Consider the following 13,552-nt stretch of genomic DNA (forward strand, 5'->3'; position numbering starts at 1 on the left):
TACCGGCCTAGGGGCCGCACCGCCACCATCAAACTCAACCCCAAGGCCAAATCGCCCACCAAGCACAACACACTTCGCGGTCAAAACCCCTCTGCGAGCCTGTTCTCGCTAACTGCGCAACAGGCCCACAAGGGGAGAAGGGGAAGCGCGCCAAGGATCAGCCACTCTCGGCCAGATCGGCCGCGTCAGCTTGGTATAATCCGTCACCGCCGGATTGCTCGGGTAGGAACTCGGCGCGGCGACATAGATGATCTCGGCGGCGATCGGCGCGAAGCCGGCGTAGAAATGATTCGTCGACTTGATCAGGAGGACGTCCTTCGACAACGGATCGATGCCGATGTTGGAAAAGATATCGGGCTCGAAGGTCTGGGTGCGGTTGGTGTTCAAGATGACGTCGACCTCGGTGCCTTCGATGCGCACCACCGCCGATGGCCCCAGCGTCACGCGGCTCGGCCCGAAGCTCTGCCAACCTTCGTTGGTTGTCTTCAGCACCCTGACGCGGGCGTCGATCGGCTCGCCGGCCTGAGGGCCGGCCTTGCCGCCGAAGCGCAGGTCGATGACCGCGCCTTCGCCGGCCGCATGGCAGAAGGTCACGGCGATCGGGTCCCAGATCGTCGCCACGCCGACCTTGGTCACACCACGCGAAAGCAGCTCGCGCAGCACAATGGTGCCGTCGCCCGGCACGCCGCCGCCCGGATTGTCCCAGATGTCGGCGATCACGACGGGTTTGTCCTTGCGCTCGGCGCGCACGGCTAGTGCCTGCTCGATGCCGGCGGATGCTGACAGCATCGTCATGGCGGACTTCTCGCGCAGGTCATAGAGCTCGCGCCCGAGCGTCTCGGCGAGCCTGTCGCCCTTTGCCTTGTCATTGTCGGTCACGACCAGGATGCGCGTGCCCATTTCGGGCACGTCGGCCGCCATGAAGCCGTGGATGACCGAGACCGACAGCACGCCGTCCTTGCCATGCAGCGCCTTGATCTTGTCAACGAATGAACGCATCGGCTCGCGGCTGGTCGGCAGCACCTGGATCATGTGGCAGTCGAAGGTCGAGATCACCGGCTTGATCTCGCCGCGCGCCGCGGCAAGGCCGAGCTCGACGACATGCTCGCCGCGCTCGTAGAAATCGGTGTGCGGGAATTCGAGGAAATAGGCCATGATGTCGCAAGCTGCGACGCGTTTCGGCGTCAAATGGCTGTGCGGATCGAACTCCGAGGCAATCACCACTTTCGGCCCGACGATGGCGCGCACGCGCTCCAGGAGATCGCCTTCGCAATCGTCATAGCCTTGCGCCACCATGGCGCCATGCAATCCCAGGATCACCGCATCGACCGGCAAGGCGGCCTTGAGCTGATCGAGGATCTCGTCGCGCAGCGCTTCATAGGTCTGCCGTTGCACCAGGCCGCCGGGCTCGGCCCAGGTGGCAGTGCCTTCGATGACGGTCAGCCCTTCCTTCGCGGCGCGCTTGCGCAGCGCCACGATCGGCGAGGAGCAGAGCGTCGGCGTCTCCGGATGTTTTCCGGGGCCGGCATAGAAGGCCATCTCGAAGGAAGCCCGGTCGGTCGGCACCGGCGAGAAGGTGTTGGTTTCCGTCGCCAGCGAGGCGGTGAAGATGCGCATGAAGGCTCCGTGATGACCTTTTGTTTTTTGCAATTCCGGACGGAAAACCGCTGCGCACTTTTCCTGGAATTGCGGGGATAGCTATTTGACCGCCCTGAGCGCTAATCCGCGCACGAGATAGCGCTGCAGCCAGATGAAGAGGATCGCCACCGGCAGTGTCGCCAGCAACGTGGCCGCCATGACATGGTGCCATTCGATCGTATAGCGGCCGGCGACCAGCGAGAAAACCTGGATCGGCAGCGTGTAGCTTTCCTGGCTGCGCAGCATGGTGAGCGCCACGACGAACTCGTTCCAGGCGTTGATGAAGGTGAAGATCGCCGTCACCGCGATCGCCGGCAGGCAGAGCGGCAGGAACACTTTACGCAGGGTGAGCCAGCGCCCGGCGCCTTCCATCCAGGCGGCCTCCTCGAGGTCGCGCGGGATTGTGTCGAAATAGCTCTGCAGCATCCAGACCGTGAAGGCGACGTTGAAGGCCATGTAGATGAAGCCGAGCGCGGTGGTGCTCTCCACCAGGCCCCAGGCCGCCATCAGCCGGAACAGGCCAAGCACCAGCACGATCGGCGATATCATCTGCGAGATCAAAAGGAACTGGCGAAAGGCGCCATAGCCGCCGAAGCGGAAGCGCGACATGGCGTAGGCGGCCGGCACCGAGATCAGGATCGCGCCGATTGTCGCCAGCGCCGAGACATAGAGCGAGTTGAGCAGCGCCTGGCCGAAGCCGGTTGCTACCCACATGTCGGCGAAATTCGACCAGCGGAACTCGCTCGGCCACCAGGTGGGCGTCAGCACCTCCGTGCGCGGCTTGACGGCGGTGAGAAACATCACGGCGAAGGGGAAGATCGTCACCGCGACCAACGGTGCAAGCAGCAGCCAGGCGATGATGGTGCGTTTCATCTTGCTGTTCATGCCCGCTGCTCCCGCATGGCGAGGCGCACATAGATCATGGTGAAGACGAGCAGGATCGCGAACATCACCAGCGACACGGCGGAAGCCTCGCCCAGCTTGCCGATGCGGAAGGCGAGCTTGTAGAGATGGGTCACCAATATGTCGGTCGAGTTCGCCGGCCCCCCTTGTGTCATCACCCAGATGATCGGGAAGGAGTTGAAGACATAGATGGTGTTGAGCACGATCGCGATGTTGATGAACGGCTTCAGGAGCGGAAAGGTGATCTCGCGGAACTGCTGCAAGGGCGTCGCGCCCTCGAGTGCTGCCGCCTCATAGAGATCGTCGGGGATGGAGGACAGGCCGCCGAGGAAGATGGTGGTGGTGAAGGGCACGGTCACCAATATGCCGATCAGCACCTGCATCGGGAAGGCGGTTTCGGCGCTGGCCAGCCACTGGATGTTCTGGCTGATCAGGCCGAGCTTCATCAGCGCCGAATTCAGCATGCCGCTCTCGCCGTTGAGCGCCCAGCGCCAGACCACCGCGGTCATGGTCAGCGACACCGCCCAGGGCAGCATGATGATGACGCGGGCGAGGCCGCGGCCGTAGAAGTCCGTATTGAGGATGATCGCCACCGGGATCGACAAAAGCAGCGCGCCGCCGACGACCAGCACCGTCCACAGCGCGGTGCGCCAGAGCGCGGCGACAAAATCGGGATCGGCGGCGAGCGCCGCGAAATTGGCGAGACCGCTGAACTCGCGCAACTGACCGAAGCGGTTGACGTCATGCGTCGAGATCTGGATCAGGTCCCAGACCGGCCAGAAAATCACCACCGCCGCCAGGAACAGGCTGGGCAGCGTCAGCAGATAGGGCAGGAAACGATTTTGCATCGGCTGGTTTGTATCGCGTTGCGAGGCTTCGAGGGGGGTGCCAATTCTCATCTGTCTTGCCAGGCGCTCAGTTTCGAATTCCTTCCAGGCGCCGCCCCTCACCTGTCTGCCTGTCCTCCGCGGCAGTTGCGGAAGAGCCCTTCCTCTCCCCCGTCGATCGGGGGAGAGGTGTCGAGCGCAGCTCGACGGAGTGGGGGTCGACCCTTGGCGCAAGGCAGGCGATGCTTGCGCCGAGTGCCCTTCGTATGTCCGTTCGCGGCGGTTGCCAGGTGGTTCCCCCACTCCGTCTCGGCTTCGCCGAGCCACCTCTCCCCCCTCCGGAGGGAGAGGAAGGAGGCTGGCTGGGGCGGCGCCGACGTAGGTTCCAAAAAGGTGTGGCGCGCTCCGACGGGTGGAGCGCGCCACGGGCGCAGGGAGATACGCCCTTATTTCTTCTTCAGAACGGCGTTCGCCTTATCCGCCGCGTCCTTCAAGGCCGCTTCCGGCGTGGCGCTGCCGAGATAGATCTTCTGCATGGCGTCCGACGTGATCTGGGCGATCTCTTCCCATCCGGGGATGACCGGCGCGAAGCGGGCGTCGGGCAGAAGCGCGGTGAAGGCGGCGAGGTCGGCGTTGTTGACGTAATAGTCCATCTTGGCCTCCTCCTTGTTCACCGGCAGGAAGCCCTCGCCTTGCGTGAACTTGGCGCGCTGCTCCTTGGTGAACAGGAAGTCGAGCAGCTTCCAGGCCTCGTCCTTGTTCTTGGAGTTCTTGAACATGATGATGCTGTCCGTGACGCCATAGGTGCCGCGCGCGCCGGTCGGACCGGCGGGGATGGCGGCGACGCCGTATTTCAGCTTCGGCGCCTCTTCCTTGATCTGGTTGGAGAGGAAGGGCGCGGTGATCATCATGCCGACCTTGCCCTGCTTGAACAGGTTCTGCACGTCCTCGCGGTTGTTGGAGGTCACACCTGGCTCGGTCAGGCCCTCGTCGATCATTGACTTGTAGAGCTTGGCGGCTTCAAGCGCGCCTGGCGTGCTCAAACCGGATGTGCCGTCCTTATTGAGGATCTCGGTGCCGAAGGACCACATCGCGTAATAGTAATAGACGTCGGTCTCGATCTCCTTGCCCTGCAGGCCGTAGCCGAAGGCGCCTTGAGCCTTGATCTTGCGCGCGTCCTCCTGCAGCTCGGTCCAGGTGGCCGGCGGCTTGGCGATGCCGGCCTTTTCGAACAGCTCCTTGTTGTAATACATGGCGCGCGCCGAGGCGGCGATCGGCAGGCCGTAAGTGTGGCCGTCCATGATCGAGGGCTGCAGGAAGGTGTCGATGAAGCGGCCCTTGAACTCGGGCGTGATGTAGCTGTCGAGCGGCTCGGCGACATCCTGCTGGACGAAGTCGATCAGCCAGCGCGTGCCGATGATCGAAAGATCGGCGTTGGTGCCGGCGGTGATGTCGGTGGTGAGTTTCTGCAAAAGCACGTCCCACGGCACCACTTCGTACTTGATGGTGATGCCGGGATTGGCCGCCTCGAACTCCTTCTTCACCGCTTCGAAATAGGGGCCGGTCTTGGCGCTGTACTCGGCGACGGTGACGCGCACCTCGCCGGCATCAGCAGGTGCCGCCAAAGCCAGCATGCTCATTCCGGCCAACAGGCCGACAGTCCATTTCGCAAGGCTCATCTGATCTCTCCCATTGATGCGCATTCGCGCCTGGCCTTAGAGGCACAGGATTTATGTTACTTTCCTACATTATCGAGCGTTATGCCCAATGCAAGCAGTTTATCATGTTGCTAAATTACATTTTGTTGGATAGCGTTCCCTCGCTGTCTGGCACGGCGGAGGAGCGCGCATCGTGGTATCAAAGGCCGATCTCGAGGGCAGAACCGTTGTCGTCACCGGCGCCGGCGGCGGCCTCGGTTCGGCGATCGTCGAGCTGATGGCCGAGCGCGGCGCGCGCGTCGTCGGCTGCGACCAGTCGGTGGAAGCTCTGGCCAGCCCGCATATCGCGTCGCGCCATGTCTTCAACCTGCTCGACCGGGCCTCGATCGAAGCGGCTATCCCGGCGCTGCTCGACAAGGACGGCGTCCCCGACATCCTGATCAACAATGCCGGCTGGACGCGCGCCGAGACCTTGAAGGCGCTGACGGCGGACAAAATCGAAGAGGAGCTCGGCCTCAATTTGACCGGCGTGATGACTTTCGCCGATCCGCTGATCAAGGCGATGTCCAAGCGCGGCGCGGGCAGCGTCGTCTTCATCTCCTCGGTGAACGCCATCGCGCATTTCGGCAATCCGGCCTATGCGGCGGCCAAGGCCGGCATCAACGCCTACGCCAAGTCGATCGCCGTCGAGCTTGGCCGCAACGGCGTGCGCGCCAATGTCGTCTGTCCGGGCTCGATCCGCACCGCCGCCTGGGACCACCGCCTCGCCAAGGATCCCGAGATCCTCGGCCGGCTCAAGCGGCTCTATCCGCTTGGCCGCATCGTCAACGCTTCCGAAGTAGCGGAAGCCGTGGCTTTCCTTGCCTCGGACCGCGCTTCCGGCATAACAGGTGCCGTGGTGCCCGTGGATGCCGGGCTGACAGCCGGCTACCTGCCTTTCATCGACGACATATTGGGAACGTGACCATGACCGACGTCCAGTTCCGCAACCTGTCGAAATCCTATGGCCAGCACAAAATCCTCGAGGACATCGACCTCGACATCCGGACCGGCGAGTTCGTCGTGCTGGTCGGCCCGTCCGGCTGCGGCAAGTCCACTTTGCTGCGCATGCTGGCAGGGCTGGAGACGATCACCTCCGGCGACCTCGTCATCGGCGGCACGCGCGCCAACGAGCTGCCGCCGCAGAAACGCAACATCGCCATGGTGTTCCAGTCCTACGCGCTGTTCCCGCATTTGAAGGCGTCGGAGAATATCGGCTTCGGCCCGAAAATCCGCGGCGAGACGCGCGCCGCGATCGACGACAAGGTCAAGAAGGCGTCGGGCGTGCTGAACCTCTTTTCCTATCTCGACCGCTATCCGAGGCAATTGTCCGGCGGCCAGCGCCAGCGCGTCGCCATGGGCCGCGCTATCGTGCGCGAGCCTTCGGTGTTCCTGTTCGACGAGCCGCTTTCCAATCTCGACGCGCAGCTGCGCGTGCAGATGCGCACCGAGATCAAGGCGCTGCACCAGCGGCTGAAATCGACCATCGTCTACGTTACCCACGACCAGATCGAGGCCATGACCATGGCCGACCGCATCGTGGTCATGGATCGCGGCCGCATCCAGCAGGTCGGGCAGCCGCTGGAGCTCTATGACCGGCCTGCCAACAAATTCGTCGCCGCCTTCATCGGCTCGCCTTCGATGAGCTTCGTCTCCGGCGCGCTGAAGACCGCCGGAGCCAAGTCCTGGTTCGAGACGACAGGCGGCGGCCGCCTGGCGCTCCCGGGCAAGGCTATGTCCGGCAGTGAGATGGTCGAGGCCGGCATCCGGCCGGAGCATTTCGTGGTCGTCGCCGGCGACGATGCGATCGCCATCAAGGTCGACGTCGTCGAGCCGACCGGTTCGGAAACGCATGTCTATGGCTCGGTCGGCGACGACACGGTGCGCGCGGTGTTCCGCGACCGGCTGCAGGTGAAGCCCGGCGACCGGCTGCCGGTGAGCGTCGACCCGCGCAACATCCACCTCTTCGACAAGGCGACGGGCCTGCCGCTGTGAGATGATGACATGAAGACCCCGGCCGACATCATCACCCGCCTGCAATTGATATCGCAGGACGGCACCAAGTCGGACCGCCGGCTGGCCGGACTGGTGCTTTCCGATCTCGATTTCGCCTCGAAGGCCGCGATCTCGGAGATCGCCGCGCGCGTCGGCGTCAGCGAGCCGACCGTCACCCGCTTCTGCCGCAATCTCGGCTGCGAGGGCCTGCGCGATTTCAAATTCTACCTGGCGCAGGCGATCGCCATCGGCGGCCAGTATCTGTCGCCGGAGCCGCTCAGCCGCGACGCGCGCGAGCAGCGCATCGCCTCGGCGATCACCGAGGCGGCGATCGCCGCCATCCAGCGCGCCAGCGAAAACCTCGACATGACGACGGTGATGGACGTCGCCGCCCGGATTGCGAGCTCCGGCAATGTGCTGTGCATCGGCTCAGGCGGCATCTCCTCGATGATGGCGACCGAGATGCAGAACCGGCTGTTCCGGCTCGGCTTGTCGGCGCTCGCCCAGACCGACGGCCAGCTGCAGCGCATGTATGCCGCCGTCGCGACGCCCGAGACGACGCTGCTTGCCTTCTCCGTCTCGGGCTATGCGCGCTCGGTGATCGAGGCGGTCGAGGTTGCGCAGCAATATGGTGCGGCGACCGTTGCCATCACCGCGCCGGATTCGGCCCTGGCCAAGGTCGCCGACACGGTCATCCTTCTGCAGTCCGTCGAGGACGGAAACATCTACAAGCCGACCTCGTCGCGCTACGCGCTGCTTGCCATCCTCGACATGATCGCCACCACGGTGGCGGAAGCGCGCGGGCCGAAAGTGCTGGAGAATCTGCGCCGCATCAAGCAAAGCGTGAACACGCTGAAGGTCGACGATCCGAAGCTGCCGCTGGGGGATTGAGCGGTTGCAGCGGCTTGCGCCGTCAACGCTGACGATCCCTCGCGCCCTCCTCTGGCCTGCCGGGCCTCTTCCCGATTGGCAGCTTCCGCGCCCCTCATGTAGCGCTGGTCGACCCCCACTCCGTCTCGGCTTCGCCGAGCCACCTCTCCCCCGATCGAAGGGGTAGAGGAAAGGCGCCAAGCTTTTTGCCGTCAATGCTCGTCCAGCAACGCTCCCTTCCTTTCCCTCCGGAGGGGGGAAAGGTGGCGCTGCGAAGCAGCGACGGATTGGGGGAACCACGTGGCAATCAAGCCTCGGCCTGATCAGTCACGACAGTCACAGAAGATGTGTGCATCGCGTAGCCAAGCGAGGGAGATGTCCGGCAGGACAGAGGGGGGCGCCGTCCCGCCTGCGTCTCAGATCTTCGATTGCTTAGAAAGAGCCTCGACGCTTTTCGCCAGCTCGGCCCCATCCCCCACGATCCGCAGCGTCTTCAGCCGCGATGTGCCGCCGGCGACCAGGGAAACGGCCGACACTGGAACACCCAGCGCCTTCGCCATCATCCGTTCCAGCGCTTGATTGGCGGCGCCGTTCTCCGGCACGGCGCGGACGCGGGCCTTAAGATGACTGCGCCCGTCGGCGGCGGTCTCGACGCCGTCGATCCGGTCGAGCGCCGCTTTCGGCGTCAGACGCACGAAGAGGTCGATGCCGTTCTCGCGCAGCCGAAACGGCGTGCTCATCAGCCGCCGGCCACGACCCAGGACCAGACGGTAGTGACCAGGAACTGCCGGATGAAGAAGATGATCAGAAGCAGGATGATCGGCGAAATGTCGATGCCGCCGAGATCGGGCATGAAGCGGCGTATCGGGCGCAATGCCGGATCGGTCAGCCGGTAGAGCATATTGCCCACGCTGCCGACGAACTGGTTGCGCGAGTTGACGACATTGAAGGCGTAGAGCCAGGAAAAGATCGCCGAGGCGATGATGATCCACCAGTAGATATCAAGCGCCATGACGATGGTCTGAATAAGGGCGATCATGCCGGTCTCCAAAATTGTCGCCGACATGTAGCCATTGCTCGGCGTGCGGGCAAGCCCGCGGGCTTGGCGTGCGGGCAAGGCCTGCCCCGCCACGGCGCCTGTGCCGGCCCGGTCTTTCGCCTTGACATCAAACGGCCGCGACCGATACAAGCCCATCCGCTGGAACGGGGCTGTAGCTCAGCTGGGAGAGCGCATCGTTCGCAATGATGAGGTCAGGGGTTCGATCCCCCTCAGCTCCACCAGCCAGCACACGTATGTGCCTCTCGCGGGCGGTTGCCTTCCTCGTTCAGCATTTTGTGGTCGCCGGATTTCGGGCCGCGTGCTTGGAACAAAGGCGGGGCAAGACGGTTCAGCTATACTTTTGAAGCTGATATTCCCCAGCCGGCTGGGTAAGCGGCGATGCTTGAGGAGGTCCCCATCATGAAGATTTCGTCCAGGTTCCGTTCAGTCGCGGTTGCGGCCATTGCTGCCGCCAGCGTCAGCATTGCCAGCGCCGCGCATGCCGATAGCGGCACGATCCGCTTCTCCGTCTACAAGGCGGCCTTCTTCATCGGCGGCTCCGGCGGGGAAGGCACGCTGACCTTCCACGGCAAACGGTATCCGATCTCGATCGGCGGCATCTCGGGCGGCCTGGCCTTCGGCGCATCCAAGACCTATTTTCAGGGCAGGGTGCGCCACATCAGACGCGCCAGCGATGTGACGGGCGTCTACGGCGCGGCCGGCGGTGGCGGCGCGCTCGGCAGAGGCGCCCAGGTGATCGTGATGACCAATGACAAGGGCGCCCAGCTCGAGCTCACCGGCCGGCAGGTCGGCCTGCAGGTCAACGCCGACCTCAGCGGCATGAGCATCGCGCTGAAAAGGTAGGAGTCCCAACTCCGTTCGTTATTCCTGCACGGGCCGGTTCAGGCGTGCCCGGGCGCGCAATGTCAACGACAAGGTCGCGCCGGGCAGGCCAGACGGCGAGTTTCATCGACCTCTCCGCCGACCTGCCAGACCAATGGCGGGGGTGTCCGCTCTGATGAATAGCGGGCCTGCAGGCATCCCTCTTGCGAATGAAGGGCGGCTCACCTCAATCGTCCCAGTCATCCCAATTGTCTTCGTCCGGCGGCGGGTAGTCGGGAACGACGCGGATAATCGGCCGCGCACGCTGGTAGCGCCAGTAATCCTCGTCCGGTAGCTGACGCTCATAGGTGCGGTAGGCAGGCCGGTCGTAGTGGTGGCGCCTCCAGTATTTGTGCTTTTTATGTGGCCGCACGCAGTAGCCGTCTTCGGTCAGGTAGGCGCATGTGACATGCGCCTGCTGCACCAGGCCGCTTATGGCCGGCATGCCAATCATCGGCGCCGCATCGACGGCTGGCATCACCGCCAGCATGGTCCCGGCAAGGGCAAGAACAGACAATTTCATCGGCCTCTCCACGTCCAGACTAAGGCCGGAAGAACGTCCTGATTGGGGACGATTTGCGGCGGCCGAGATCACTTTGATTTGCGGCCGCACATATGAGCGTTAGATCATATGTATTAATTCGCCAGCTGATCGAGAAGCGTGTCGATTTCCCCTTTCTTTGGCGCTTCGGGCGAAACAGGGGCGGCCTGCGGGTCGGCGGAAGCGGGTTCGGCCGGCGGCTCGGTGATCTCAGCTTCGGCCTCGCCGCCGGCGTCCGAACCTGGCGGCGGCGCTGCATTATCCGGATTGTCTGGCGCCACGGCGGGTTCCGGAGCCGCGGGCGGCGCTTTGGGCCGGGGTGCGGCGTTGCGCAGAAGATCGCCGATCAGATCCGCCGCTCCCTTGCCGGAACCGTCGCCGTTCGAGCCCGTTTGGCCCGGGATCAGCTTGTCGAGATTCAGCTTCCCGGTTGGCAGCCCAAGGCGGCTCAACATATCCAGGGCGCCCTGCGGGTCTTTGGCCAATGCGCTCAGGTCCGGATAGGCCCGAGGCGCAAACAGCGGGCCTTGGACCACGATCGGCACCCCGATGCCCTTCACGGCAATGTCGCCTCCCTGCCCGGCAAGCGCGGCAACGACGCGGGGGTTGAGACGGATGTCGAGCGTCTGGTCGGCGAAGTCTATCTTGCCCGAGCCGTCCATTCGCACCAGCGGACCCAGCAGGCTGATGTCCGTCGTCTGCGCGACGCCGTTCTCGATGGCAAAAGAGGCGCCGAGTTCGGTGAACGTCGTCTTCTTGGTCTGATCCTGCTTGAAGCCGCTGGAAAGCAGCCCGACCAGGTTGTTGTAGACCTCTGCTATGTCGATGCCGCGGAAGGCGCCGTCGCCGAATTTTGCCGCCGCCTTGCCGCCAAGGGAGCGGGCAAGCGATTTCGTGGTCTTTCCCGAGCCTGAAACCGCGACGGTCGCATTGAGCGTTCCTTCGATGCGGTCGAAATCCGCAGCATCATGGAGCAAGGGAGCTGCGGCCGCACCGGCGATCGCAGTGTTCAGCGTCAGGGAAGCGGCGTCGTTGGAGCCGTCGGCTGTCATCTCCGCGGCAATCGTGCCGCCGTAGAAGGGACTTTGCGGCACGTTCAGGTGAGCCTTCCCATCCGCCACCGTCAGGGTGGTGGCCACCGGCCCGGCGAAGACCTTTCCATAGCCGAGCTTGTCGGCCTGGATATCCACCTTGGCATCAAGTCCCTTGAGGAAGGAGAGATCGATTGGCGCGTCGGTGGCGCCGTTCGGCTTCTGCGTTCCGCCCGTGGCAGGCTCGCCGCCGCCGGCGAACGCCGCGAAGTCAAGCTTGGCGAAATTGAGCGACGTCCGGATGTTGAGAGGCTCCCCCAATTTCATCGAGCCCTGGCCCGACGCCTTGACCCCGTTCAAGGCAACAGAGGCTTTCTGAAAGGAAAGCTGTCCTGGCCCGGCGTCCACGTCACCTTTGAAGGCAAAGTCTCGCAGACCGTGGGAAGCACTCTGCCCCAGCCATTGCATGAGCTTGTCGACCGAGGCCGATGTGGCCGAAACCTGACCCTTGAACGTGCCGCCACCCCCGGCAGCGCCGCTTATGCTGCCTTCAAGGTACTTGGAGGAAACCGAAAGGCTGATCGGCCCGGACGCATCGGCAACGGAGCCGCTGGCCAGAAAGGATGCAGGTGCGAGCTGGGACTTGAACGTCACGGCCTGTCCCCGCCAGACGAGCTTGCCCGTCAAATCGACCGGCTTGCCGACATCGTGAACCTTCGCGTCAAGATTGAGCCCGGTGACGTCGTCGGCCGTCCGGGCATCGGCAAGTGCTGCAAGCGGGAGCTTGCCTTCCCGAATTCCGACCGTTCCCTGCAGATTGACGCTGCTGCGTATGCGCTCCGCGGTGAGTCCGCGAAAAGCGAACCCCATATCGGCGGTCAGCTTTCCGGACAACGGCACGGATTGTCCGGCCAGCTTCGCTATAGAGCCGATGTCCAGTCCTGAACTCGCAATATTGCCCCGTATGGTCGGAGGCGTTTCACCGACATTCGTCGAGGCTTTCGCGGTAACGCTTCCCGCATCGAGGCCGAAGTGCTCCAGCTTTGCCTCGATATGTCCATCGCGCAGCGTGGCGGCAAGCTGGACATCGGAAGCCCGTATCTTGCCGCCGACCAATTCATCGATGGCAACGCTGATATCGGCATCGAACGCAGAGAGCATCGCGAGGTCGGGCTCGCCGGAGCCGGCCGAAACCTTGCCCGCGCTGGAACCACCCTTTCCAATATCGCTCAAGGCGCCGATATCGACGCGCTTTGCCGCCAGGTCGGCGAAGAAGCGATGCCGCGCCCCGGGCTGGAAGAGCGCGTCCATCTGGAAGCTCTGGTCGCCGACATCGAACTTTCCGCCCTTGATCTGATAACTGCCGTTCCCGTTGAGCTGGATCTCTCCACTGGCATGCAAGGAAGAGAATTTGGCAACCGGCGCCGGATCGAGACGCGCCTCGATGGCGATCTGGGCCGGCAGCCGTTTCAGGATCGGCCTCAAGGCGGAAAGGCTCCCGCTCATTTCAACGCGACGGCCGCTGCTGGTGCCGGCCAACGAAAACGAGACCTCCCGGTCGAGGTCCGGAGCCCTCAGATCGGCGTCGATTGCCGTCACCTTAGCGGAATTGCCGGCCGACGCGCCTGAGGCAAGGGTGCCGTTCGTTATCGTCAGTTGATTGATCGCCAGCCGCTCGAGCGTATCGACAATCGCCGCGAACGGATCGGCCTGAACATCATTCGGTTCGGGAGCTGACGTCGCGTTTGCCGAAGCCTTGAGCGCGATTACCGGATCCGCCAGCGCGACGGACTGTATCTCAAGCTTTTTCGACCATAGCGACGACAGCATTATCGAAGTCGAGAACCGCGGAGCGGATATCGCGATGTCGCCCGTGCCGGTCGAAAGCGAGATATCGTCCGCGACCACCGCCAGCCTGGGCAGCAGCGATAGTCTGACAGGTCCGTCCAGCCGAATTGTCATTCCGGTTGCGGATGACAGTTGCCGGCTCAATTCGGCACGAACCCAGTCGATTGAAACAAGAGCGGGCACAAGGAAAAGCAGCCCGGCGGAAAGAACAACAGCTACGGTGAGTGCAGCGACGATTTTTCTCACATCGACCCGCCAAAATGATCGGAAGAATCAGTATC

General features: G+C 63.6%; 12 protein-coding genes and 1 tRNA gene. 5 read left to right on the forward strand and 8 right to left on the reverse strand.

Features of this window, described 5'->3' with window-relative positions:
• Positions 1-108 precede the first annotated feature (108 nt).
• From CK219_RS29615 to CK219_RS29630, 4 genes are all read right to left on the reverse strand, one after another.
• The gene (locus CK219_RS29615) at positions 109-1,617 is read right to left on the reverse strand and encodes a M81 family metallopeptidase (protein ID WP_095770039.1); all 1,509 of its coding nucleotides are present in this window, start codon (positions 1,615-1,617) and stop codon (positions 109-111) included.
• An 81-nt stretch (positions 1,618-1,698) separates the two neighbouring features.
• On the reverse strand, positions 1,699-2,523 hold the full coding sequence (locus CK219_RS29620) for a carbohydrate ABC transporter permease (RefSeq protein ID WP_095770040.1): 825 nt from the start codon (positions 2,521-2,523) through the stop codon (positions 1,699-1,701).
• The gene (locus CK219_RS29625; RefSeq protein WP_095770041.1) at positions 2,520-3,389 is read right to left on the reverse strand and encodes a sugar ABC transporter permease; all 870 of its coding nucleotides are present in this window, start codon (positions 3,387-3,389) and stop codon (positions 2,520-2,522) included. Before CK219_RS29625 ends, CK219_RS29620 begins: the two co-directional genes overlap by 4 nt.
• A 425-nt stretch (positions 3,390-3,814) precedes the next feature.
• Positions 3,815-5,047, reverse strand: a complete 1,233-nt coding sequence (locus CK219_RS29630; protein ID WP_095770042.1) for a sugar ABC transporter substrate-binding protein — start codon at positions 5,045-5,047, stop codon at positions 3,815-3,817.
• 256 nt (positions 5,048-5,303) lie between these two features.
• Between CK219_RS29630 and CK219_RS29635 the strand changes: the two genes are divergently transcribed.
• From CK219_RS29635 to CK219_RS29645, 3 genes are read left to right on the forward strand one after another with little or no spacing between them, the layout of a single operon-like run.
• Positions 5,304-5,990, forward strand: coding sequence for an SDR family oxidoreductase (locus CK219_RS29635; protein WP_245340647.1), 687 nt, complete (start codon positions 5,304-5,306; stop codon positions 5,988-5,990).
• A 2-nt stretch (positions 5,991-5,992) separates the two neighbouring features.
• A complete protein-coding gene (gene ugpC / locus CK219_RS29640) occupies positions 5,993-7,060 on the forward strand; it encodes a sn-glycerol-3-phosphate ABC transporter ATP-binding protein UgpC (RefSeq protein WP_095770044.1) in 1,068 nt (355 codons plus the stop codon).
• 9 nt (positions 7,061-7,069) lie between these two features.
• Positions 7,070-7,951, forward strand: coding sequence for a MurR/RpiR family transcriptional regulator (locus CK219_RS29645; RefSeq protein WP_095770045.1), 882 nt, complete (start codon positions 7,070-7,072; stop codon positions 7,949-7,951).
• Between the two features lie 395 nt (positions 7,952-8,346).
• Here the strand turns inward: CK219_RS29645 and CK219_RS29650 are convergent, their stop codons facing one another.
• Both CK219_RS29650 and CK219_RS29655 read right to left on the reverse strand, forming a co-directional pair.
• Entirely contained in the window at positions 8,347-8,670 is a 324-nt protein-coding gene (locus tag CK219_RS29650; RefSeq protein ID WP_095770046.1) for a DUF167 domain-containing protein, read from the reverse strand.
• A complete protein-coding gene (locus CK219_RS29655) occupies positions 8,670-8,969 on the reverse strand; it encodes a YggT family protein (protein ID WP_095770068.1) in 300 nt (99 codons plus the stop codon). The genes CK219_RS29650 and CK219_RS29655 overlap by 1 nt, the downstream gene beginning before the upstream one ends.
• 166 nt (positions 8,970-9,135) lie before the next feature.
• On the opposite strand from CK219_RS29655, the gene CK219_RS29660 reads away from it, so the two are divergent.
• Together CK219_RS29660 and CK219_RS29665 are read left to right on the forward strand one after the other, a co-directional pair.
• Positions 9,136-9,211 (forward strand) — tRNA-Ala (locus tag CK219_RS29660).
• 178 nt (positions 9,212-9,389) lie between these two features.
• On the forward strand, positions 9,390-9,833 hold the full coding sequence (locus tag CK219_RS29665; protein ID WP_095770069.1) for a hypothetical protein: 444 nt from the start codon (positions 9,390-9,392) through the stop codon (positions 9,831-9,833).
• A gap of 205 nt (positions 9,834-10,038) precedes the next feature.
• Here CK219_RS29665 and CK219_RS29670 read toward each other — a convergent pair whose 3' ends face one another.
• Together CK219_RS29670 and CK219_RS29675 are read right to left on the reverse strand one after the other, a co-directional pair.
• Positions 10,039-10,374: a hypothetical protein gene (locus CK219_RS29670; protein ID WP_141245429.1), complete on the reverse strand. Its 336-nt coding sequence runs from the start codon at positions 10,372-10,374 to the stop codon at positions 10,039-10,041.
• 113 nt (positions 10,375-10,487) lie between these two features.
• The gene (locus CK219_RS29675; RefSeq protein WP_141245430.1) at positions 10,488-13,517 is read right to left on the reverse strand and encodes an AsmA family protein; all 3,030 of its coding nucleotides are present in this window, start codon (positions 13,515-13,517) and stop codon (positions 10,488-10,490) included.
• Positions 13,518-13,552 lie beyond the last annotated feature (35 nt).

The organism is Mesorhizobium sp. WSM4313, from assembly GCF_002294725.1.
Lineage (GTDB): Bacteria > Pseudomonadota > Alphaproteobacteria > Rhizobiales > Rhizobiaceae > Mesorhizobium.

Coding starts and splice junctions, on each gene's coding strand:
- CK219_RS29615 (WP_095770039.1), bottom strand. CDS start 1,617: ATGCGCATCTTCACCGCCTCGCTGGCGACGGAAACCAACACCTTCTCG.
- CK219_RS29620 (WP_095770040.1), bottom strand. CDS start 2,523: ATGAACAGCAAGATGAAACGCACCATCATCGCCTGGCTGCTGCTTGCA.
- CK219_RS29625 (WP_095770041.1), bottom strand. CDS start 3,389: ATGCAAAATCGTTTCCTGCCCTATCTGCTGACGCTGCCCAGCCTGTTC.
- CK219_RS29630 (WP_095770042.1), bottom strand. CDS start 5,047: ATGAGCCTTGCGAAATGGACTGTCGGCCTGTTGGCCGGAATGAGCATG.
- CK219_RS29635 (WP_245340647.1), top strand. CDS start 5,304: ATGGCCGAGCGCGGCGCGCGCGTCGTCGGCTGCGACCAGTCGGTGGAA.
- ugpC (WP_095770044.1), top strand. CDS start 5,993: ATGACCGACGTCCAGTTCCGCAACCTGTCGAAATCCTATGGCCAGCAC.
- CK219_RS29645 (WP_095770045.1), top strand. CDS start 7,070: ATGAAGACCCCGGCCGACATCATCACCCGCCTGCAATTGATATCGCAG.
- CK219_RS29650 (WP_095770046.1), bottom strand. CDS start 8,670: ATGAGCACGCCGTTTCGGCTGCGCGAGAACGGCATCGACCTCTTCGTG.
- CK219_RS29655 (WP_095770068.1), bottom strand. CDS start 8,969: ATGATCGCCCTTATTCAGACCATCGTCATGGCGCTTGATATCTACTGG.
- CK219_RS29665 (WP_095770069.1), top strand. CDS start 9,390: ATGAAGATTTCGTCCAGGTTCCGTTCAGTCGCGGTTGCGGCCATTGCT.
- CK219_RS29670 (WP_141245429.1), bottom strand. CDS start 10,374: ATGAAATTGTCTGTTCTTGCCCTTGCCGGGACCATGCTGGCGGTGATG.